Origin of the sequence: Streptomyces sp. NBC_00212, assembly GCF_045206365.1 — a bacterium.
GTDB lineage: Bacteria > Actinomycetota > Actinomycetes > Streptomycetales > Streptomycetaceae > Streptomyces.
The window spans coordinates 4457343-4478366 of the sequence record NZ_CP108115.1 but is presented as its reverse complement, the minus strand read 5'-3'; the positions used below and the strand labels follow the sequence as shown (position 1 = coordinate 4478366).

Annotated in this window: 19 protein-coding genes; 8 read left to right on the top strand and 11 right to left on the bottom strand. The window is 71.0% G+C overall.

The genetic code is table 11. The features are described from left to right. Positions 1–115: 115 nt before the first annotated feature. Genes OHA17_RS20585 through OHA17_RS20575 form a run of 3 tightly spaced genes read right to left on the bottom strand, consistent with a single transcriptional unit; the run spans position 116 to position 1748 of the window. Positions 116–577: an SseB family protein gene (locus tag OHA17_RS20585; protein ID WP_406507800.1), complete on the bottom strand. Its 462-nt coding sequence runs from the start codon at positions 575–577 to the stop codon at positions 116–118. 45 nt (positions 578–622) lie between these two features. Further along, positions 623–916, bottom strand: coding sequence for a DUF397 domain-containing protein (locus OHA17_RS20580; RefSeq protein WP_406507799.1), 294 nt, complete (start codon positions 914–916; stop codon positions 623–625). Next, entirely contained in the window at positions 897–1748 is an 852-nt protein-coding gene (locus OHA17_RS20575; RefSeq protein WP_406507798.1) for a helix-turn-helix domain-containing protein, read from the bottom strand. The genes OHA17_RS20580 and OHA17_RS20575 overlap by 20 nt, the downstream gene beginning before the upstream one ends. 116 nt (positions 1749–1864) lie before the next feature. On the opposite strand from OHA17_RS20575, the gene OHA17_RS20570 reads away from it, so the two are divergent. The 6 genes from OHA17_RS20570 to OHA17_RS20545 all read left to right on the top strand — a co-directional run bounded on the left by OHA17_RS20570 (position 1865) and on the right by OHA17_RS20545 (position 10019). Beyond that, positions 1865–2101, top strand: a complete 237-nt coding sequence (locus OHA17_RS20570; protein ID WP_406507797.1) for a hypothetical protein — start codon at positions 1865–1867, stop codon at positions 2099–2101. A gap of 115 nt (positions 2102–2216) precedes the next feature. After that, complete coding sequence (locus OHA17_RS20565) at positions 2217–4046, top strand: acyl-CoA dehydrogenase (RefSeq protein WP_406507796.1); 1830 nt, start codon at positions 2217–2219, stop codon at positions 4044–4046. 532 nt (positions 4047–4578) lie between these two features. Further along, on the top strand, positions 4579–5874 hold the full coding sequence (locus OHA17_RS20560; RefSeq protein ID WP_406507795.1) for a M18 family aminopeptidase: 1296 nt from the start codon (positions 4579–4581) through the stop codon (positions 5872–5874). A gap of 80 nt (positions 5875–5954) precedes the next feature. Then, positions 5955–6170: a DUF6458 family protein gene (locus tag OHA17_RS20555; RefSeq protein ID WP_398874524.1), complete on the top strand. Its 216-nt coding sequence runs from the start codon at positions 5955–5957 to the stop codon at positions 6168–6170. 163 nt (positions 6171–6333) lie between these two features. Further along, complete coding sequence (locus OHA17_RS20550) at positions 6334–9027, top strand: BTAD domain-containing putative transcriptional regulator (RefSeq protein ID WP_406507794.1); 2694 nt, start codon at positions 6334–6336, stop codon at positions 9025–9027. A gap of 206 nt (positions 9028–9233) precedes the next feature. Beyond that, positions 9234–10019 carry a DUF4232 domain-containing protein gene (locus OHA17_RS20545; protein ID WP_406507793.1) on the top strand — a complete coding sequence of 262 codons (786 nt, stop codon included), beginning with the start codon at positions 9234–9236 and terminating at the stop codon, positions 10017–10019. 28 nt (positions 10020–10047) lie between these two features. Here the strand turns inward: OHA17_RS20545 and OHA17_RS20540 are convergent, their stop codons facing one another. Then, entirely contained in the window at positions 10048–11868 is a 1821-nt protein-coding gene (locus tag OHA17_RS20540; protein ID WP_406507792.1) for an NHL domain-containing thioredoxin family protein, read from the bottom strand. Between the two features lie 77 nt (positions 11869–11945). Between OHA17_RS20540 and OHA17_RS20535 the strand changes: the two genes are divergently transcribed. Next, complete coding sequence (locus tag OHA17_RS20535; protein ID WP_398874516.1) at positions 11946–12443, top strand: LURP-one-related/scramblase family protein; 498 nt, start codon at positions 11946–11948, stop codon at positions 12441–12443. 16 nt (positions 12444–12459) lie between these two features. On the opposite strand, the gene OHA17_RS20530 is transcribed toward OHA17_RS20535, so the two are convergent. Beyond that, the gene (locus tag OHA17_RS20530) at positions 12460–13254 is read right to left on the bottom strand and encodes a carbon-nitrogen family hydrolase (protein WP_406507791.1); all 795 of its coding nucleotides are present in this window, start codon (positions 13252–13254) and stop codon (positions 12460–12462) included. Positions 13255–13450: 196 nt separating this feature from the next. On the opposite strand from OHA17_RS20530, the gene OHA17_RS20525 reads away from it, so the two are divergent. Next, a complete protein-coding gene (locus OHA17_RS20525; RefSeq protein ID WP_406507790.1) occupies positions 13451–14275 on the top strand; it encodes a maleylpyruvate isomerase family mycothiol-dependent enzyme in 825 nt (274 codons plus the stop codon). Positions 14276–14314: 39 nt separating this feature from the next. Here the strand turns inward: OHA17_RS20525 and OHA17_RS20520 are convergent, their stop codons facing one another. From OHA17_RS20520 to pdhA, 6 genes are all read right to left on the bottom strand, one after another. Next, positions 14315–15613, bottom strand: a complete 1299-nt coding sequence (locus OHA17_RS20520) for a nitrate/nitrite transporter (protein WP_406507789.1) — start codon at positions 15611–15613, stop codon at positions 14315–14317. Next, positions 15610–16272 carry a GntR family transcriptional regulator gene (locus tag OHA17_RS20515; protein ID WP_398874507.1) on the bottom strand — a complete coding sequence of 221 codons (663 nt, stop codon included), beginning with the start codon at positions 16270–16272 and terminating at the stop codon, positions 15610–15612. Before OHA17_RS20515 ends, OHA17_RS20520 begins: the two co-directional genes overlap by 4 nt. Before the next feature lie 107 nt (positions 16273–16379). Then, the gene (locus OHA17_RS20510) at positions 16380–16832 is read right to left on the bottom strand and encodes a hypothetical protein (protein ID WP_406507788.1); all 453 of its coding nucleotides are present in this window, start codon (positions 16830–16832) and stop codon (positions 16380–16382) included. A gap of 276 nt (positions 16833–17108) precedes the next feature. Then, on the bottom strand, positions 17109–18509 hold the full coding sequence (locus OHA17_RS20505; protein WP_406507787.1) for a dihydrolipoamide acetyltransferase family protein: 1401 nt from the start codon (positions 18507–18509) through the stop codon (positions 17109–17111). Position 18510: 1 nt separating this feature from the next. Beyond that, positions 18511–19491, bottom strand: coding sequence for an alpha-ketoacid dehydrogenase subunit beta (locus tag OHA17_RS20500; protein WP_053729203.1), 981 nt, complete (start codon positions 19489–19491; stop codon positions 18511–18513). A 2-nt stretch (positions 19492–19493) separates the two neighbouring features. After that, positions 19494–20648, bottom strand: a complete 1155-nt coding sequence (gene pdhA / locus OHA17_RS20495; protein ID WP_398874498.1) for a pyruvate dehydrogenase (acetyl-transferring) E1 component subunit alpha — start codon at positions 20646–20648, stop codon at positions 19494–19496. Positions 20649–21024 lie beyond the last annotated feature (376 nt).

Here is a 21024-nt window from a genome sequence, read left to right as displayed (position 1 = left end):
GTTGAATGCTGAACATCTGGCAATGCGGGCGCATTCCCGCGCGGCCCCGGAACGCACTTCGGGCCCGCACCCCAAGGGGTACGGGCCCGAGACCGAGGCCGTTCAGAGCTACGAGCTATCCGTACATCCGCCGCATCGCGAAGTCGACCATCTGCTCCACGGCCTTCGCGTCGAAGACCATCCGGTGGTCGCCCTCCATGTCGAGCACGAAGCCGTACCCCGTGGGCAGCAGGTCGATGACCTCGGCGCCGGTGATGACGAAGTACTTGGACTCCTTGCCCGCGTACCGGCGCAGCTCCTTCAGCGAGGTGAACATCGGGATGACCGGCTGCTGGGTGTTGTGCAGCGCCAGGAACCCGGGGTTGTCACCGCGTGGGCAGTACACCTTCGACGAGGCGAAGATCTGCTGGAAGTCCTCGGCCGAGAGCGACCCGGTCGTGAACGCCCGCACCGCGTCGGCGAGCGAGGGCGGCGACGGCTCGGGGTACAGCGGCTGCTCCCCGTACCCGCCCTGCATCTGCTGCTGGGGCGGGGCGTACTGCTGCTGGGAACCCGGGTTCTGGTCGTAGCCGTACATGGGGCCACAGCCTACCGACGCGACGTGGCGGCGAACACCGCGATCTCAGGCGCGAAGCGCCGCGCCCTTGACCGCCTCGACGAAGAGCGCCCAGGCGCTGGCCGCGATGATCAGCGCCGGGCCGTCCAACACCTTGGAGTCCCGTACGGGCACGACCCCGGGGAGGTTGTCGGCGACCTCGACGCAGTCGCCGCCGGTGCCGTTGCTGTACGTGCTCTTACGCCAGCGAGCAGCCCCGAGGAAACCCTCGGCCACCTCGACGCAGTCGCCACCGGTCGCGTTGCTGTAGCTGCTCTTGCGCCACAGGGCGGTGCTCAAGTCAAGCTCTGTGCTTGCCATTTCGGTAGCCCTTCGCCGCTTGCTCGATCATGGCCAGGGACGTCTCCGGCGGTAGCGCCGCGGCCCTGAGCAGATCGTACGACCTGCGGTAGTCCTTCACGAGGGCCGGATAGTCGATCAGTTGGCCGCTGTGCTGACTCTCGATGTAGACCACCGGTGGAGCATCAGGAAAGGTCATAACCTTGATGACGCCCATCATCAACGGATGGGCACCGGCGGTTTCCGGAAGGATCTGCAGAACGCTTTGCGTGGAACGGACCACGTGGGCGATGTGGTCCGACTGCTCCGCCATCTCCCCGGGCGGCAGCAGCGGGTTGCGGATCAGCGACTCGTGCAGGACGCCCCAGAACGCTGGGCGGTCCTCGCACTCCCAGAGCTTTGCGCGCTCCAGCCGGGCCTGCACCTGCTTCTCGACATCTGCTGGACGCAGCCATGGGGCCCCGCTCTGAATGACCTTCCGGACGTACGCCTCCGTCTGCAGCAGGCCTGGGATGAGCGTGGGCGCCCAGTCCTCGATCGTCTCCGCATGCCGTTCCATCTCCGCAACATCAGCGAAGTACTCCGCATGCCCGGACTGCTTCGCCTTCCGCGCGTCTTCACAGCGCCGCTCGAAAAAGCCGTCGGTCCCCAGCTTCTCGTCCACATGCTGGGCCAAGTCGAGGGGCATCCGGCGTTCGCCGCGCTCGATCTGGCTCAGGAACGGGACGCCTCTGAAGCTGCCGTCCGCCAACTGTTCGAGCGTGAGGCCCGCAGCCTCCCTCTTGTAACGCAACTCGGCGCCATAGAAGGACGGGACGTTCGCCGACGCGTCAGGTTCCTTACGAGGGGGCACAACTCACCACCACCATTTGCCAGTTGCCGGGCGCAACGTGAACCACTTCCGAAGGTAAAGGACTCGGCGGCACTCTGTGAGGGGTTCGTCACATACCGCACTCACAGGAGGCATCCATGAACGCGTCCACCCCCCTCCCAGCCCGCCGCGACGACACGTACAAGGTCGTCATGGGGCTGCGGGCCGCGCTCGCCGCGCACGGCATCACGCTGCCCTCGCTCGGGCGGGACTTCGGTACGCCCCCGCTCGTCATCCTCGGGAACTGCAATACGGCCACCGCGCGGGCGCTCGCGGAGGCGCTGGGGGAACCGCCCCACCCGGCCCGCCCGGCCCAGCCGGGTTCCTCTGCCTGACACGTCACAGTTCTCGGCCAAAGGTTGCGCGTTATTACCGGTGGGTAGCATCATCGGAGGTACTGACCTACTTGCTGGTAGATGTAACCGACACCCTGCTTACGGAGCCGTCGCCATGGGGCACTACAAGTCGAATCTCCGCGACATCGAGTTCAACCTCTTCGAGGTGCTCGGACGCGACAAGCTGTACGGCACCGGCCCGTTCGGGGAGATGGACGTCGACACCGCCAAGTCGATCCTGGAGGAGATCGCCCGTCTCGCCGAGAACGAGCTGGCCGACTCCTTCGCGGACGCCGACCGCAACCCGCCGGTCTTCGACCCGGCGACCAACACCGCTCCGGTCCCGGAGTCCTTCAAGAGCTCGTACAAGGCGTTCATGGACTCCGAGTACTGGCGGCTCGGCCTGCCCGAGGAGATCGGCGGCACCGTTTCGCCGCGCTCCCTGATCTGGGCGTACGCGGAGCTGCTCCTGGGCTCGAACCCGGCGATCTGGATGTACTCCTCGGGCCCGGCGTTCGCCGGCATCCTCTTCGCCGAGGGCAACGAGGCGCAGAAGAAGGTCGCCGAGATCGCGGTCGACAAGCGCTGGGGCTCCACGATGGTGCTGACCGAGCCGGACGCCGGTTCGGACGTCGGCGCCGGCCGCACCAAGGCCGTCCAGCAGGACGACGGCTCCTGGCACATCGAGGGCGTGAAGCGCTTCATCACCTCCGGTGAGCACGACATGGAGGAGAACATCCTCCACTACGTCCTCGCGCGTCCGGAGGGTCACGGCCCGGGCACGAAGGGGCTTTCGCTCTTCCTCGTTCCCAAGTTCCACTTCGACTGGGAGACCGGCGAGCTGGGCGAGCGCAACGGCGTGTACGCGACGAACGTCGAGCACAAGATGGGCCTGAAGGCGTCCAACACGTGCGAGATGACGTTCGGCGACCAGCACCCCGCCAAGGGCTGGCTGATCGGCGACAAGCACGACGGCATCCGCCAGATGTTCATGATCATCGAGTTCGCCCGCATGATGGTCGGCACGAAGGCGATCGCGACGCTGTCGACCGGTTACCTCAACGCCCTTGAGTACGCCAAGGAGCGCGTCCAGGGCAGCGACCTCTCGCAGTTCATGGACAAGACCGCGCCGAAGGTGACGATCACTCACCACCCGGACGTGCGGCGCTCGTTGATGACGCAGAAGGCGTACGCCGAGGGCATGCGCTCGCTCGTCCTCTACACCGCCGCCGTCCAGGACGCGATCCAGGTGAAGGAGGCGGCGGGCGAGGACGCCAAGGCGCTCGTCGGCCTGAACGACCTCCTGCTGCCCATCGTGAAGGGCTACGGCTCGGAGAAGTCGTACGAGAAGCTGTCCTCCGAGTCGCTCCAGACCTTCGGCGGCTCCGGGTACCTCCAGGAGTACCCGATCGAGCAGTACATCCGTGACGCCAAGATCGACACGCTGTACGAGGGCACCACGGCGATCCAGGGCCAGGACTTCTTCTTCCGGAAGATCGTCCGGGACCAGGGTGCGTCCCTGAACGCGCTCTCCGAGGAGATCAAGAAGTTCCTCGCCGAGCAGAACGGCAACGAGGCGCTGGGCGGCTCGCTCGACTCGCTCGCCAAGGCGGCCGTCGACCTGGAGGCGATCGTCGGCACGATGATCACCGACCTGACTGCGACCGGCGAGGACGTCAAGAACATCTACAAGGTGGGCCTCAACACGACCCGCCTGCTGATGGCTTCGGGCGATGTGGTGGTCGGCTACCTGCTCCTCAAGGGCGCCGCGGTCGCCGCCGAGAAGCTGTCCTCGGCCTCGGCGAAGGACGTCCCCTTCTACACCGGCAAGATCGCCGCGGCGAAGTTCTTCGCGGCGAACGTCCTGCCGGGTGTCGGCGCGGCGCGTGCGCTGGCCGAGACGGTGGACAACTCGCTGATGGAGCTGGACGAGGCGGCGTTCTAGCCTTTCTGGTCCCTGCGGAACCGGGGGCTCGGGGTGGTCGGACCCCGGGCCCCTTTCCGCTGCCCGGAAGCCCCCGTTCCGCGTGTGCGGGGGAGCAGGATTTCCCGTACAGGGAGGCAAGGGGGGCCCGGGTGCTTTCCCCCACCCCACCCCTTCCCGAAACCCGCCGGGGGTGTCGTTCGGCTACGGACCGTAGGTGGCTGGTCGCGCAGTTCCCCGCGCCCCTTAGCGGGACCGGGGCACGGGCGGTGCTGGCTCGCAGAGGCATCCTCAGCCCGTCCGGCGATTGAGGACGAGCGCCGTTCAGGCGCGAACGGGGTCTGGGGCGGAGCCCCAGGGCTCAGCCGGTCCAATGCGCTGCACGGGCGGGTGGGTGAGCAGACCCCCGGGGTCTGGGGCGGAGCCCCAGGGGCGGGGCCATCCAACCCCCTGCGCGGGCGAGTGGGTGGGCGAACCCCCCGGGGTCTGGGGCGGAGCACCAGGCATGCTGCAGCGCCCAGAGTGCAATCCGCCCCGCCGCTAGGGTGGCCGCATGAGCACACCGCCCCGCTTCGACCGCGGCCACACCGACGACCTGATGACCTTCCTCGCGGCGAGCCCGTCGCAGTACCACGCCGTGGCCAACGCGGCCGCACGCCTGGAGAAGGCCGGGTTCCGGCAGGTCCAGGAGACGGACGCCTGGGACGGCACGCACGGCGGGAAGTACGTGCTGCGCGGCGGCGCCATCGTGGCCTGGTACGTCCCCGAGGACGCCCAGCCCCACACCCCGTACCGGATCGTCGGCGCCCACACCGACTCCCCGAACCTGCGCGTGAAGCCGCAGCCCGACTCGGGGGCGTACGGCTGGCGGCAGGTCGCCGTCGAGATCTACGGCGGGACGCTGCTCAACACCTGGCTCGACCGCGACCTCGGCATCGCGGGCCGCCTCACCCTGCGGGACGGCAGCCACCGCCTGGTCAACGTGGACCGCCCGCTCCTGCGCGTACCGCAGCTGGCCGTGCACCTGGACCGCTCGGTCAACACCGACGGGCTCAAGCTCGACCGGCAGCGCCACCTCCAGCCGATCTGGGGCCTCGGCGACGACGTACAGGAAGGCGATCTGATCCGCTTCCTGGAGCAGGAGGCCGAGCTCGACGAGGGCGAAGTGGCCGGCTGGGACCTGATGCTGCACTCCGTCGAGGCGCCCGCCTACCTGGGCCGCGACCGGGAGCTGGTGGCCGGGCCCCGCATGGACAACCTGCTCTCCGTGCACGCCGGGACGGCCGCCCTTGCCGCGGTGTCCGCCTCCGAGGACCTCCCCTTCATCCCGGTGTTCGCCGCCTTCGACCACGAGGAGGACGGCTCGCAGGCCGACACCGGCGCGGACGGCCCGCTGCTCGGCAACGTCATGGAGCGCTCGGTGTTCGCGCGTGGAGGTACGTACGAGGACCGCGCCCGCGCCTTCGCAGGAACGATCTGTCTCTCTTCCGACACCGGCCACGCCGTGCACCCCAACTACGCCGAGCGGCACGACCCCACGCACCACCCGCGCGCCAACGGCGGCCCCATCCTCAAGGTCAACGTGAACGCCCGGTACGCCACCGACGGCGCCGGACGCGCCGTGTTCGCGGCGGCCTGCGAGCGCGCCGGGGTGCCGTGGCAGACCTTCGTCTCCAACAACGCGATGCCCTGCGGCACCACGATCGGCCCGATCACCGCGGCCCGGCACGGCATCCAGACCGTCGACATCGGCGTGGCCATCCTGTCGATGCACAGCGCCCGCGAACTGTGCGGCGCCGACGACCCGCATCTGCTCGCCGGCGCCCTGACCGCGTTCCTGGCGGCCTGAACCACCGCACCGCGCAAGGGGGTTGGCCGCCCGGAACCCGGGTACCCGGACGGTCCACCACCTTGACGGAGGCGAGATCCATGGGATTGGGCGGGTGCATCATCCTCATCGCGGTGGGGGCGATCCTCACGTTCGCGACGGACTGGCACGCCAAGGGTGTGAACCTCGACGTCGTGGGCCTGATCCTGATGGCCGTCGGCATCATCGGCGTGGCCGTCTTCACCAGCGTGCTGCGCAGGCGGCGCGTCGTGCCGGGCGCCACCATCGTCGAGGAGGACCACGACCGCCTGACCTGACCCGCACCCCCGGCACCGGCTGTGTCGACCGCCTCACGTGACCCGCGCCACCTGTGCCCCGGGACGTGAACCCGACCCCTTACACCCCGCGTATCCTCGACTGTCCGGGCCCTGACCAGGTCCGGAGGAATCCGGGAACGGGGAGCAAGGGGGTACCGCCACCGTGGAGTTCCGCGTCCTGGGAACGGTGGCCGTGGCCAGCGAGGACGGCGCGTTCCTCGCGCTCGGCCCCGCCAAGCGCCGCAGCCTGCTGGCCATGCTCCTGCTCCAGCCCAACATCGCCGTACCCGTGGAACGCCTCACCGAGGCCCTGTGGGACGAAGAGCCGCCCCTGCACTCCCGCACCGTTCTGCAGGGCCACGTCTCACGGCTGCGCGCCCTGCTCGCCGAGCACGGCGCCGAGGCGTACGGCATCGAACTGGCCACACAGGGACCCGCGTACGTCCTCCGGCTCCCCGAGACCCTCATCGACGCGCACCGCTTCGAGGAGCTCGTCACGCTCGCCCGCGGCCAGCGCCGCCCCGGCGACGCGGTGCTCATGCTGCGCGAGGCGCTCGCCCTGTGGCAGGGCCCCGCCCTCACCGGCACCGTCACCAGCCCGCCCCTGCAAGCCGCGTCCCACACCCTCGAAGAGCTCAGGCTCGCCTCGGTGGAGGCCCTCGCCGAGGCGTACGGGGAACTCGGCGAGCACGGCCGGGCCGCCGCCGTGCTCCGCACCGAAGCCGTCGCCCACCCCCTGCGCGAGCCCCTCTCGGCCGCGCTGATGCTGGCCCTGAGCCGCTCGGGCCGCCAGTCCGACGCCCTCGAATGGTTCCACCGCACCCGCCGCCTGCTCGCCGACGAACTCGGCGTGGACCCGGGCCCCGCACTCTGTGAGGCACACGCCGAGATCCTGCGCACCAGCACCCCCGCCACCCCGCCCGCGCCGGCCGCCGACGAGCCCGAACTGACCGTCGCCATACCGGAGTTGCTGCCGCGCAGACCCCGCGGCTTCAGCGGCCGGCAGGCCGAGCTCACCGCGCTCGGCCTGGCCGCCGCCGGACAGTACGGCGCCATAGCGCTGGTCACCGGCGGCGCCGGCGTCGGCAAGACCGCGCTCGCCGTGCACTGGGCGCACGAGCGCCAGAGCGACTTCCCCGACGGCCGCCTCTTCGCCGACCTGTGCGGCTACAGCGACACCCCGGCCCGCCAAGTCACCGTCGTCCTGCGGGAGTTCCTGCTCGCACTCGGCGTGCCCGTGCAGCGCATACCCGAGACCGAGGCCGGCATGGGGGCGCTCTACCGCTCGCTCACCGCCGACCACCGGATGCTGGTCGTGCTCGACAACGCCCGCGACTCCGAGCAGGTCCGCCCGCTGCTCCCGGGCGGCGACCACTGCGTCACCCTGGTCACCAGCCGCGACCGGCTCGGCGGCCTCGTCGCCTCCGACGCCGCCCGCCCGGTCCGCCTCGACGAGCTGCCCGCCGCCGACTGCACCGCGCTGCTCGCCGCCGTCCTCGGCGAGGACCGGGTCGCCGCCGAACCCGAAGCCGCCGCCCACCTCGCCGCGCTCTGCGACGGCCTCCCGCTCGCCCTGCGCGTCACCGCCGCCCGCCTCGCCGCCCGCCCCCAGTGGACGCTCGGCGCCCTCGCCAGTGAACTCGCCGACGAACAGCGCAGGTTGGGCCTCCTTCGCGTCGAGGACACCGGGGTCGCCGCCGCCCTGCGCCTGACCGTGCAGCAGCTGCCCGAGCAAGCCCGCCGGATGTTCCGCGCGCTCGGCCTGCACACCGGCTCCGAACTCGACCGCTACACCGCGGCCGCCCTGGCCGGCTGCACCCCCGACCAGGCCGCCGCCGCCCTCGACCGCCTCGCCGCCGCCCACCTCGTCGTCGAATCCGGCCCGCACGGCTGTGACCCGCGCACCCGGCCGGACTCGTACACCCTCCATGACCTGGTACGCCTCTACGCCCGCGCGCTCGCCCCCGAGGCCGACCCCGACGGCCTCGCCCGCCTCCTGGACCACTATCTGCACACCGGCCTCGTGGCAACCGCCACCGCCGAGCCCGGCAGCCAGCCCTGCTTCACCCCGCCGCCCGGGGCCCGGCGCCCCGCCGCAGTGCGCGAATTCGAGGACCGCCAGGCCGCACTCGCCTGGTACGAGGCCGAACGGGCCACCCTGCGCGGGGCAGTCGCAGCCGCCGTCGCCGCCGGGATGCACGACCGCGCCTGGCGGCTCGTCCTCCTCCAGTGGCCGCTCATCCTGTGGCGGGTCCGCGACGGCTGGGTCCCGCTCCTCGAACAGGCCCTGGAATCGGCCGAGTTGGAGCAGGAACTCGACGCGCAGTCCCGCACCCGCGCGCTGCTCGGCTGGGTCCTGCACGAGGAGGGCCGCTACGACGAGGCCCTCGCCCACCTGGAGAAGGCCCCCGACCTCGCCCGCCAGGCCGGCGACGTCACCAGCGAGGCCATCGCCCGCATCAACCTCGCCCTCATCCTCGTCAAGTACGGCGAGGTCGACCGGGCCGGCGACCTGCTCGGGCACGCCCTCACCCTGGCCGGACGGGCCCGCGACCGCTCCACCGAGATGCTCGCCCACCAGCACCTGGCCCGCCACTTCCTCACCGCCGGCGCCTACGACCTCGCGAGGGAGCACTCCCTGCGCGGCCTCGAACTCGGCCCCTCACCGGAGGCGATCCCGCGCCGGGTGCTGCTGCGCACCAGCTACGGCGAGGCGCTGGCCGGCCTCGGCCGCACCGAGGAAGCCCGCCGCCAGCTCACCGACGCGGCCCGCGAGGCCGACGACCACGGCTACGAGGAGGGCGCGGCAGCGGCCCGCGCCAACCTGGCGAACCTGGAGGGGCTGCCGCCCGCGTAGCCTTGGTCGGCTCGGCTCGGCTCGACTCGACTCGCAACGACGCGCCGCCTCGTGCCGAACGTCTTGCCTTCCCGGGCGCATTAGCCAAACGATAGGGACGCCCGTGAGGCTGGTGCGGCACATGGGCTCGGCGCACATACGCACTTGATGGTGGTGCGGCACATGTACTTGATTGCTTGATCGCTTGATTCGGAGTGGGGGACGCGATGCGCAGGGCCCGGGGCAGGGGGGCGGCCATAGTCGGCCTCGCCGTGCTGCTCGCCGCGCTCACCGCCTGCACGGACCGCGTGCCCGCCGCCGCTCCCGGCACCGGTACGACAACGGTGTCGCACAGCTCCGGCGCGCCCCGCTCCGGCGCCGCGCAGCAGACGCCGCCCGACCCGTCCGCCCCCGCGACCGGCCGCAGCACGGCCGCGCAGAGCCCGCAGCCCGGCGCCGGTCCCGCGACCCCGCCCGGCCCGCCCCCGGCCAGCCCGACGCCGGCCATCCCAGGGACGGACACCCGCACGGGCCCGTTCGACGACGGCGGTGAGGACGCCCGCGTCTTCTGCTCGCCCAGCGCACTGTCGCTCACGTTCCGCACCGGGGGCGACGTCCGTGGCGGGGCGGGCTCCCGTCCCGGCGCGGACGTGCGGACCGCCGCCGACGCGGTCCTGGTGGTCCGCAACACCTCCGGCCACACCTGCGTCCTGCACGGGGCCCCGACGCTGACCATCCTCGACGACAGCGGCCGGGGCTCCCCGCTCGTCTCGACCCCGGCCAAGCCGTTCGCGAAGCCTTTCGCCCTGCACCCCGGCGCGAACGGGGTCGCCAAGGTGCACTACACCCCGCTCCGCGGCTGCCCGGCCCACGGCTCGTCGGTGCGCGTGACGCTGCCCGGCTCCGACACCGTGAACACCGTGGCGGTCCTGGACACCCACGGCCGCCCGGCCGCACTGCCCCTGTGCGGCCCGGCCCCGCGCACCGGGCCGTTCAGGCCGGGCTTCGGCTAGGCCCGGGCTTCGGCTGGGCCTGCCTCGGTCAGGAGGCCCCGGCCGCGTCCATCCCGGCGAGCACCAGCGGCAGCCTGCTCGCGCCACCCTCGGCGAGGCGTACGGGGACGCCCCAGTCCTGCTGGTGGACGTGGCAGGCCGGGTATTCGTTCGCGGGGTCGTCGTCGCACGAGGCCGCCATCGCCGACACGTGCAGCACTCCCTCGGCGACGTCCGGGTTCAGGCTGAGCTCGCGCGCGAGGTCGGTGCCGGTGCCCTCGCCCGCGAGCAGCAGCTCGGGCGGGGTCGAGGAGACGAGCAGCCGGGTCGAGGGACCGTACCGGGTGTCCAGCTTCTGCCCGGCGGGCGCCTGGAACACGACGTCCAACTGGAGCCTGCCCGGGGCGACTTCGGTCGCCGAACGCTGGGTGCGGTGCGCCACGGCCTCCACCCGTACGGCCTCCTCGGGCAGCCGCAGCCGGGTCAGCCGGTGCCGCGCCGACTCGACGACGACGATGTCGTCCCCGGCGAGCACCGCGTCGCTCGGCTCCCTCAAGTCCGTTGCCAGCGTGGTCACTTCACCGCTGGCCGGGTCGTAGCGGCGCAGCGCGTGGTTGTACGTGTCCGCGACGGCGACCGAGCCGTCCGGCAGCGCGGTGACCCCGAGCGGGTGCTGGAGCAGCGCCTGCGCGGCGTCCCCGTCCCGGTGCCCGAAGTCGAAGAGCCCGGTCCCGACGGCGGTGTGGACCGCCCCGTCCGCGTCGACGTAGCGCAGCGCGGAGGTCTCCGAGTCGGCGACCCAGAGCCGGTCCTCGGTGGCCGCGAGCCCGGACGGCTGCGCGAACCAGGCCTCGGCGCCGGGCCCGTCGACAAGGCCCTCGTTGGTGGTCCCGGCCGCGACCTCGACGGTCCTGGTCTCGGGGTCGTACGTCCACAGCTGGTGCACGCCCGCCATGGCGATCCACACCTTGCCCCGCCACCAGGCGACGTCCCAGGGCGAGGACAGGTCCACTTCGAGCGCGGGCCCGGACGTCGGCTGCCCCTGCCACCACTGCTTCCGGGTCCCGGCAAGGAGCTCGATGTCCCCGCTGACCGGGTCGAAGGAGCGCAGAGCGTGGTGAACGGTGTCAGCGACAACAACCCTCCCGTCCGGGAGCAGGGCCAGCCCCTGGGGCTCCTTGAACTGCCCGTCCCCGCCGATCCGCCGCACGACGCTCTCCCCGTCCGGGCCGAGCTCGACCAGCTGGTGGCGGGTGGTGTCGGACACCAGGAAGTTCCCGCTGGGCAGCACGATCGCCTTGCCCGGGAAGCGCAGGTCGGTGGCGACGGGCTCCGGCGGCACGTACGGCCCGTCCCCGCGCCGCAGCGTCCCCTTCGCCCCGTGCTCGGCCTCCAGCTCCTCGACGAGCCGCTCGATGGCGTGAGCATGCCCCTCGCCGGCGTGCTGGGCGACGATGTACCCCTCGGGGTCGATCACGACGAGCGTGGGCCAGGCCCGCACCGCGTACTGCTTCCAGGTCGCGAGCTCGGGATCGTCGAGCACGGGGTGCTCCACCCCGTACCGCTCCACGGCATCGACGACGGCTTGGTGCTCGGCCTCGTGCACGAACTTGGGCGAGTGCACGCCGACGATCACGACGGTGTCCCGGTGCTTCTCCTCCAGCTCGCGGAGCTCGTCGAGCACATGGAGGCAGTTGATGCAGCAGAAGGTCCAGAAATCAACAACAACGCACTTACCTCGCAGATCAGCGAGGGTGAGTTCCTTGCCTCCCGTGTTCAACCAACCGCCCTTGCCGATCAGCTCGGGGGCACGGACTCGGGCACGGCGGGGGGCGGGCGCGGGGGTGGGCGCCGGGGCGGCATCGTTCATGGTTCAAGCTTGCCATCCCGGTATGAACAGCTCGTGTCGCCGTTCGGCGGGGCCCCCGCGCGGGCAGGGGTGTCCCCATGAAATACCTCGTGCGGGACAAGATCTTCGCCATCGGTGACGACTACTGGATCGAGACCGAGGACGGCCGCCAGGCGTTCCTCGCCGACGGCAAGGCGCTGCGGCTGCGCGACACCCTGGAGCTGAAGGACCCGTCGGGGCGGGTGCTGATCACGCTGCGGGAGAAGATGTTCAGCCTGCGGGACGCGATGACCATCGAGCGGGACGACCAGACCCTCGCGAAGGTCCGCCGCAAGCGGCTCTCCCTGCTGCGCAACCACTACCGGGTCAGCCTGGTCGAGGGCACCGAGCTCGACGTGACGGGCAAGATCCTGGACCGCGAGTTCACCGTCGAGTACGACGGGGAACTGCTGGCCCACGTGTCGCGCAAGTGGTTCCGGGTCCGCGAGACGTACGCGGTGAACGTCGTACGGGAGGACGCGGACGCGGCACTGCTGCTCGCGGTGGTGATCTGCGTGATCCGCATGGACGAGAAGGAGCGCGGTCACGAGGACTGAGCGGGCCCGTGGAGGCTCACCTCTTGGGCGCCTCCAGGCCCAGCACCCGGTCCTTCAGGGCGGGAAACGCCTCGCGGGTGTCGAAGACCTTCGCGGGGTCGAGATCCACGGTCAGGATCTCCTCGCCGGGGCCGGCCTCCGCGAGGACCTCGCCCCAGGGATCCACCACGATGCTGTGGCCCGCCTGCTCGACCCCCGCATGCGTCCCCGCCGTGTCACAGGCCAGCACGTACGCCTGGTTCTCGACCGCTCGGGCGCGGGCGAGCAGCGTCCAGTGGGCGCGGCGGCGCTCGGGCCAGCCGGCCGGGATCACGAAGGCGTGGGCGCCCGCGTCGACGAGGCCCCGGAACAGTTCGGGGAAGCGGAGGTCGTAGCAGGTGGCCAGGCCCAGGGTGAGGTCGGGCAGCGGAACGGTGACCAGGTCCTCGCCCGCGCCCATCAGGACGGCCTCGCCCTTGTCGAAGCCGAAGCGGTGGATCTTCCGGTAGCTGTGCGCGAGTTCGCCGTCGGGCGAGAAGACGAGGGAGGTGTTGTAGAGCGCGCCGTCCTCGCCCCGCTCCGGAACGGACCCGGCGTGCAGCCAGATCCCGGCGTCCCGGGCCGCCTCGGACATCGCCTGGGCGGTGGTGCCGCGCAGCGTCTCCGCCTCGTCCGCGAAGAGTTCGTACGCGAACGCCCCGACCGTCCACAGCTCGGGGAGCACGACCAGATCGCTGCTCCTCAGCTCCCGGATCAGCGAACCCACCCGCTCGCGGCGGGAATTGACGGATTCATACGGGTTGACATCGATCTGAATGAGCGAGGCGCGCACGGTACCACCGTCCTGGCTTTCGAGCCGTCAGCACTATGGGAAACAGCCTACGATCGTCATACGAAAGCACTGCCGGGGTGCTGCCCGGCAGCGTACTGTGACTTTCCGGGGGAAACCCCCGGACCCCCCAAGCCACCAATCCTCCCACGCAGTCCCGCAGTCCAGCCCGCGTACAAAAGAACCGCCGAGGGGTCCCGTGACCGTCCATCCCAGCCTTCAGACCTACGCCGATGCCTGGACCCACTCCATCGAGGCGATATCGGAGCTGGTGCAGCCGCTCGTCGAGGGCGAGTGGAACCGTGCGACGCCCTGCCCCAACTGGTCGGTGCGGGACATCGTGTCGCACATCATCGGCATGGAGTGCGAGCAGCTGGGCGATCCGAGGCCGATCCACACCCTGCCGCGCGACATCTTCCACGTACAGACCGAGTTCGCTCGCTACATGGAGATGCAGGTCGATGTGCGCCGGCACCACACAGCGCCGGAGATGACCTCCGAGCTGGAGTACACGATCATTCGCCGGGCGCGTCAGCTGCGCAACGAGAACCGGGACCCCGAGACCAAGGTGCGCGCCCCGCTCGGCGCCGAGCAGACCCTGGAACTCGCGCTGCGGATGCGGGCGTTCGATGTGTGGGTGCACGAGCAGGATCTGCGCTGGGCCCTCAACAAGCCGGGGAACCTGGACTCTCCGGGCGCGTACGTGGCCCGTGACATCCTGCTGCACACACTGCCCCGGGTCGTCGCGAAGGACGCGGGCGCGCCGCCCAGCTCCGCCGTCGTCTTCGACATCCACGGGCCGGTGGAGTTCCTGCGCACGGTGCGGGTCGACGCGGACGGGCACGGCACGGTCGACGGCGCGCCCTCGCTGGGCCCGCTGGTCACCCTGGCCATGGACTGGGAGACCTTCGTACGCCTCGCGTGCGGCCGGGTCCGCCCGCACGCGGTCGTCGACCGGGTGAAGGCGGAGGGCGACCAGGCGCTGGCGGACGCGATCCTGCGGGCGTTCGCGGTCACCCCGTAAGCCATAACCGCGTTATGGGGCGCACCGCCGAGGCCCCGGCTACACCGGGACGTGCACCGCTTCCACTCTGCTCGCCACCAGGTGTTCCCGCTCGCGGCGCTGTGCCCGCACGCGCAGCCGCAGGATCTGGACCAGGCCAAGGGCCTCCAGGAAGAACACCGACGAGAACGCGATCCGGTAGTTGTCGCCGGTCGCGTCCAGGAGCACGCCCACCGCGAGCAGCGTCGTCATGGAGGCGATGAAGCCGCCCATGTTGGTGATGCCGGACGCGGTGCCCTGGCGTTCCGGCGGGTTGGCGGGGCGCGAGAAGTCGAAGCCGATCATCGAGGCCGGCCCGCATGCGCCGAGCACCAGGCACAGTGTGACGAGCAGCCACATCGGCGCGTGCGCCCCGGGATAGGCAATGGTGGCGGCCCATATGAGGGCGGTCGCGCCTACGGTGCCGAGGGCCAGCGGCAGCCGGGCCGCGTGGTGGCGGGCGATGAGCTGGCCATACACCAGGCCCACGACCATGTTGGACAGCACCACAAGGGTCAGCAGTCCGCCCGCCGTGCCCCGGTCGAGGCCCTGCGACTCGACGAGGAACGGCATCCCCCACAGCAGCAGGAACACCATCGCGGGGAACTGCGTCGTGAAGTGCACCCACATCCCGAGCCGGGTGCCGGGCTCGCGCCACGACTCGGCGATCTGACGGCGTACGAACGCGGCCCCGGCGTGGTGCGCGGGCGGCGGCTCGTGGCCCTCGGGGTGGTCGCGCAGGAAGAGCAGCAGCAGGACCAGGACGGCGACCCCGGCGAGCGAGCTGCCCGCGAAGGTCCCCGTCCAGCCGAAGCCGTGCAGGGCGCGTGCGATGACGAGGGTGGACACCAGGTTGCCGGCCATCCCGAACAGGGCGGCGACCTGCCCGATCATCGGCCCGTGCTTGGCGGGGAACCAGCGCGAGCCGAGCCGCAGCACGCTGATGAAGGTCATCGCGTCGCCGCAGCCGAGCAGCGCGCGGGAGCCGAGCGCGGTGGCGTACGAGGGCGACAGGGCGAAGCCGAGCTGTCCGACGGTGAACAGGACGGTCCCGAGCACCAGCACCTTCTTGGTGCCGAGCCGGTCGACCATGAGGCCGACGGGTATCTGCATCCCCGCGTACACGAGCAGCTGGAGTATGGAGAAGGTGGAAAGCGCCGAGGCGTTGACGTGGAAGCGGTCGGCGGCGTCCAGGCCCGCGACCCCGAGCGAGGTGCGGAAGATGACGGCGACGAAGTAGACGCCGACGCCTATGCCCCACACGAACGCGGCCCTGCGCCCGCCCAGTGGCTGTGGCGCCGGCAGTGCTGCCGAACTCATCGATCGTCCCCCCTGACCAGGACCTTGACCCAGCTGAGGTGCTGGCGCACACAGTGCGCGGCCCGCTCGCCGTCGCCGTCCCTGATGGCGTCGAGCATTTCCTCGTGCTCGGCGATGTTCTTGGCGATGCGGTCGGGCTGGGCGTGCATGACGGCCACCCCCATGCGCAGCTGGCGGTCCCGCATCTGGTCGTAGAGCCGGGCCAGGATCTCGTTCCCGGCGTTGCGCACGATCTCGGCGTGGAAGCAGCGGTCGCTGACGGCGACGGCGGCCAGGTCCCCGGCGGCGGCGTGCGCCTTCTGCTCGGCGAGGAGTTCCTGGAGGCGTACGACGAGGCGCTCCGGTGCGGGTACGGCTCTGCGCACCGCGAACTCCTCGACGAGCAGCCGGGTTTCGACCACGTCGGCGGTCTCCTGCGCGGAGACGGCGAGCACCAGGGCGCCCTTCTTCGGGTAGAGCTTGAGCAGCCCTTCGACTTCGAGCTTGAGCAGGGCTTCGCGCACGGGCGTCCGCGAAACCCCGACCGCCTCGGCCAGTTCGCCCTCGGTGAGCAGCGTGCCGCCCTCGTAGCGGCGGTCGAGTACCGCCTGCTTGACGTGCATGTAGACGCGGTCGGCGGCGGGGGGCTGCTTGGTGGCGGGGGCCGGGGCGGGAGACATGCGCACAGGATAGATACAACAGGGGTGCATCAGAAAGTGGCGTCCGGATCGCGGGACGGGGCTCGGGCAATCCCGCACACCGGTGGCGATTTGCCCCATTTGGGGGCCTACTTGGTGCCGGTCACCTTGCAGCCCTTGGGCAGCTTGGGGAAGTCCTGCACCTGGTACGGGACACCGGGGCCGCCCTCGACCTTGGTCCTGAGCTGCGGGGCGGTGCCGTACGGCTTGAGGATCTCGGCGTGGATCCCGGCCGAGGCGGGCAGCTCGGGGCGCTTGCGGTCGAGCGTGCCGAGGCTCGGGATCGGGTGGCCGGGGCCGTCCTTGAAGGTGACCGTCGGGCCACTGGGGCTCAGGGTCATGAGCGCGGAGGTGCCGGCGCCGATGTCGGCCTCCAGGGAGGCGGTGCAGGCCTTGGAAGCCGGAGCCCGGACCGGGGCGGAGGCGGAGGCGGCCGGAGCGCGCGTCTGCGGGGTGGCGGCCGTCGAGGCCAACAGCGCTCCGGCGAGGGCGGCGGCCGTGGCGATCGCGGCGCCGAGCGGGGCACGGGCGTACATCGGCATGAACACTCCCTCGGGAACCCCGTTCTGTGCGGCTCACAGGGCGGCACCCGGGTCAGGACGCCGGCCGCGCCACAGCGTGGCACCCGCGGCCACGGGGCGCCACCTCGGGCCACAGCGTGACACCCGGGGCACGGCGCCCGGACCGGGTCGCGGCGCGGGCGGAGCACGCCGCCCGTCCCCTCACTCTCCGCCCGGCCCACAGCCCTGTCCACCCGGGCCCGGACACGCCTCGGCCCCCGGCGCGTACAAAGACGCGCCGGGGGCCGAGCGGGGCGGTCAGCCCCAGGTGATGAGCCGCTTCGGCTGTTCCAGGACCGCCGCCACATCGGCGAGGACCTTCGAGCCGAGCTCGCCGTCGACCAGGCGGTGGTCGAAGGAGAGCGCGAGCGTGGTGACCTGGCGCGGCTTGACCTTGCCCTTGTGGACCCACGGCTGGAGCTTGATCGCACCGACCGCGAGGATCGCGGACTCACCCGGGTTCAGGATCGGGGTGCCGGTGTCCACGCCGAACACGCCGACGTTGGTGATGGTCACCGTGCCGCCCGACATCGCCGCGGGCGACGTCTTGCCCTCGCGCGCCGTCGACACCAACTCGCCCAGTGACTCGGCCAGTTGCGGCAGGGTCTTGGCGTGGGCGTCCTTGATGTTCGGGACGATGAGACCGCGCGGGGTCGCCGCCGCGATGCCCAGGTTCACATAGTGCTTGAGGACGATCTCCTGGTTCGCCTCGTCCCAGGACGCGTTGACGTCCGGGTTGCGCTTGATCGCGACCAGGAGCGCCTTGGCGATCAGGAGCAGCGGGTTGACCCTCAGGCCCGCCATGTCCTTGTCGGACTTCAGCTGCTCGACCAGCTTCATCGTCCGCGTCACGTCGACCGTCACGAACTCCGTGACGTGCGGCGCGGTGAACGCCGAGCCGATCATGGCCTGGGCGGTCGCCTTGCGTACGCCCTTGACGGGGATTCGCGTCTCGCGGGCGTCGGAGGCCTGAACGGCCGCCGCCGGAGCGGGAGTTGTTTCACGTGAAACAGGCGCGGTTTCGACGGCGGGTGCGGCCGCCGCGTGCACGTCCTCGCGGGTGACGATGCCGTCGGGGCCGGTCGGCACCACGGTGGCGAGGTCGATGCCGAGGTCCTTGGCGAGCTTGCGGACCGGGGGCTTGGCGAGCGGGCGGGCCGAGGCCGGAGCCTGGCCGTTCAGCTCGGTCTGCACAGCACGCAGGGCCTCGGCCGGGGCCTGCTCGGGAACCGAAATCCCCTTGCGTGGGCGGCGCTTGGTCGAGGCCTCGGACACCCCGTAGCCGACCAGGACGGGCTGGCGACCCTTGGGCGCCTCTTCCTCGGCGGGCTCCGCGAGCGCGGCAGGCTCGGCGGCGGACGGCGCCTCGGCGAGCGGGGCGGGCCCGCTGCCCGGCGCCACGTCGACAGTGATGATGGCCGTGCCGACGTCGACCGTCACGCCCTCTTCGAAGTGCAGCTTCTGCACCACGCCGTCGTAGGGGATGGGGAGTTCGACGGCCGCCTTCGCGGTCTCGACCTCACACACCACCTGGCCGTCGGTGACGGTGTCGCCGGGCTGGACGTACCACTTGAGGATCTCCGCCTCGGTGAGCCCCTCACCGACGTCAGGCATCTTGAACTCGCGGTAGCGGGCAGCGTTCTCAGTCATGGTCGTCACCTCAGTACGCCAGCGAGCGGTCGACGGCGTCGAGCACCCGGTCGAGACCCGGCAGGTACTCCTCCTCCAGGCGCGCCGGCGGGTACGGGGCGTGGTAGCCGCCGACCCGGAGCACCGGGGCCTCCAGGTGGTAGAAGCAGCGCTCGGTGATCCGAGCGGCGATCTCCGCTCCGGCGCCGTAGAAGACCGGCGCCTCGTGGACGACGACCAGGCGGCGGGTCCGCTCGACCGAGGCCTGGACGGCGTCGAAGTCGATCGGGGACATCGAGCGCAGGTCCACGACCTCGATCGACTTGCCCTCTTCCTGAGCGGCGGCGGCCGCTTCGAGGCAGACCTTCACCATCGGGCCGTAGGCGACCAGCGTGAGATCCGAACCGGCGCGCACCGTACGGGCCTTGTGCAGCGGTGCCGGGATGGCCTCGGTGTCGACCTCGCCCTTGTCCCAGTAGCGGCGCTTCGGCTCGAAGAAGATCACCGGGTCGTCGGACTGGATGGCCTGCTGCATCATCCAGTACGCGTCCGATGCGTTCGAGGGGCTGACCACCTTCAGGCCTGCCACGTGCGCGAACAGCGCCTCGGGCGACTCGCTGTGGTGCTCGACCGCGCCGATGCCACCGCCGTACGGGATGCGGACGACGACCGGCAGCTTGATCTTGCCGAGCGCGCGGGCGTGCATCTTCGCGAGCTGGGTGACGATCTGGTCGTACGCCGGAAAGACGAAACCGTCGAACTGGATCTCCACGACGGGCCGGTAGCCGCGCAGGGCCAGGCCGATCGCGGTGCCGACGATGCCGGACTCGGCCAGCGGGGTGTCGATCACCCGGTCCTCGCCGAAGTCCTTGAACAGGCCGTCGGTGACCCGGAAGACACCACCGAGCTTGCCGACGTCCTCGCCCATGACCAGGACCTTGGGATCGGTCTCCATCGCCTTGCGCAGCGATTCGTTGATCGCCTTGGCGATCGGCAACTTCTGTACGGTCATGGCTAGTTGCCCTCTCCGTCCGCGAACGATGCCTGGTAGGCGGCGAACTGGGCTCGCTCCTCGTCGACCAGCGCGTGGCCGTCGGCGTAGATGTTCTCGAAGATCGCCATGGGCTCGGGGTCGGGCATGGCACGGACCGCCTCGCGCACCCGCTTGCCCAGCGTCTCCGACTCGGTCTCCAGCTCCTCGAAGAACGCGGCGTCCGCGTGGCCCGCGCTCTCCAGGTAGGTGCGCAGGCGCAGGATCGGGTCCTTGGCCTCCCACGCCTCGCGCTCCTCGTCGGCCCGGTACTTCGTCGGGTCGTCGGAGGTGGTGTGCGCGCCCATCCGGTAGGTGAACGCCTCGACCAGGGTGGGCCCTTCGCCCCGGCGGGCCCGCTCCAGGGCGGACTTCGTCACGGCCAGGCAGGCCAGCACGTCGTTGCCGTCGACCCGGACACCGGGGAAGCCGAAGCCCTGCGCACGCTGGTAGAGCGGCACGCGCATCTGCTTCTCGGTGGGCTCGGAGATCGCCCACTGGTTGTTCTGGCAGAAGAACACGACCGGGGCGTTGTAGACGGCGGAGAAGGTGAAGGCCTCCGCCACGTCGCCCTGGCTGGAGGCGCCGTCGCCGAAGTAGGCGACCACGGCGCTGTCCGCGCCGTCCTTGGTGATGCCCATCGCGTAACCGGTCGCGTGCAGCGTCTGCGAGCCGATGACGATCGTGTACAGGTGGAAATTGTTGCTGTTGGGGTCCCAGCCACCGTGGTTGACGCCACGGAACATGCCGAGGAGGTTCGTCGGGTCGACGCCCCGGCACCAGGCGACGCCGTGCTCGCGGTAGGTCGGGAAGACGTAGTCGTCGTCCCGCAGCGCGCGCCCGGAGCCGATCTGGGCGGCCTCCTGGCCGAGCAGCGAGGCCCACAGGCCCAGCTCGCCCTGGCGTTGCAGGGAAGTGGCCTCGGCGTCGAAACGCCGGGTCAGCACCATGTCGCGGTAGAGACCGCGCAGTTCCTCGGGGCTCAGGTCGACGTCGTAATCAGGGTGCTCGACCCGCTCGCCCTCGGGCGTCAGCAGCTGTACGAGCTCGGGCTCGGCGGCCGTCTTCCTTGCGCCGGCACCGGCGGTGCGCTTGCTGCTGCGTCGCGGCTTGCGCGCGGCAGTGCTCTCCACGGTCACGTGCGTGCTCCTCCGTCTGTCCGGCTCCCGGGTTCGCCGGTGAGCCTGGGGGTCCCCCCGGCTCGTCCAGAGCTTGGGGGAGGCTCGCCTGTCCGTCTCAAGTGCACGGGGTGTGTGCGCTCGGCCGGGGATCAGGCGTGACAGGTGCCCCGGCGAGCGCCCTGCCAAAGGCACGTTACCCAGTGCTGCGCATTACTGCGAAACCCCACTTGACCTGCGATTTTGCTTGGATTTCCAAGTAAATCGAGAAACTGGGGAACAGTCGCTGGTCACAGCCTTGCAGGCCGCCGGAACAACGGCACGTTATCCCGGTCACGCAGGTTCGGGAAGGGGTCACTTATGGCACTCTTCGGCGTGCTTCGGATGAATGTGTGAG

Bases quoted from the DNA above. Each gene is read 5' to 3' on its own strand.
- OHA17_RS20585 (WP_406507800.1), bottom strand. From the start codon at position 577: ATGTACGGCTACGACCAGAACCCGGGTTCCCAGCAGCAGTACGCCCCG.
- OHA17_RS20580 (WP_406507799.1), bottom strand. From the start codon at position 916: ATGGCAAGCACAGAGCTTGACTTGAGCACCGCCCTGTGGCGCAAGAGC.
- OHA17_RS20570 (WP_406507797.1), top strand. From the start codon at position 1,865: ATGAACGCGTCCACCCCCCTCCCAGCCCGCCGCGACGACACGTACAAG.
- OHA17_RS20565 (WP_406507796.1), top strand. From the start codon at position 2,217: ATGGGGCACTACAAGTCGAATCTCCGCGACATCGAGTTCAACCTCTTC.
- OHA17_RS20560 (WP_406507795.1), top strand. From the start codon at position 4,579: ATGAGCACACCGCCCCGCTTCGACCGCGGCCACACCGACGACCTGATG.
- OHA17_RS20555 (WP_398874524.1), top strand. From the start codon at position 5,955: ATGGGATTGGGCGGGTGCATCATCCTCATCGCGGTGGGGGCGATCCTC.
- OHA17_RS20545 (WP_406507793.1), top strand. From the start codon at position 9,234: ATGCGCAGGGCCCGGGGCAGGGGGGCGGCCATAGTCGGCCTCGCCGTG.
- OHA17_RS20540 (WP_406507792.1), bottom strand. From the start codon at position 11,868: ATGAACGATGCCGCCCCGGCGCCCACCCCCGCGCCCGCCCCCCGCCGT.
- OHA17_RS20535 (WP_398874516.1), top strand. From the start codon at position 11,946: ATGAAATACCTCGTGCGGGACAAGATCTTCGCCATCGGTGACGACTAC.
- OHA17_RS20520 (WP_406507789.1), bottom strand. From the start codon at position 15,613: ATGAGTTCGGCAGCACTGCCGGCGCCACAGCCACTGGGCGGGCGCAGG.
- OHA17_RS20515 (WP_398874507.1), bottom strand. From the start codon at position 16,272: ATGTCTCCCGCCCCGGCCCCCGCCACCAAGCAGCCCCCCGCCGCCGAC.
- OHA17_RS20510 (WP_406507788.1), bottom strand. From the start codon at position 16,832: ATGCCGATGTACGCCCGTGCCCCGCTCGGCGCCGCGATCGCCACGGCC.
- OHA17_RS20500 (WP_053729203.1), bottom strand. From the start codon at position 19,491: ATGACCGTACAGAAGTTGCCGATCGCCAAGGCGATCAACGAATCGCTG.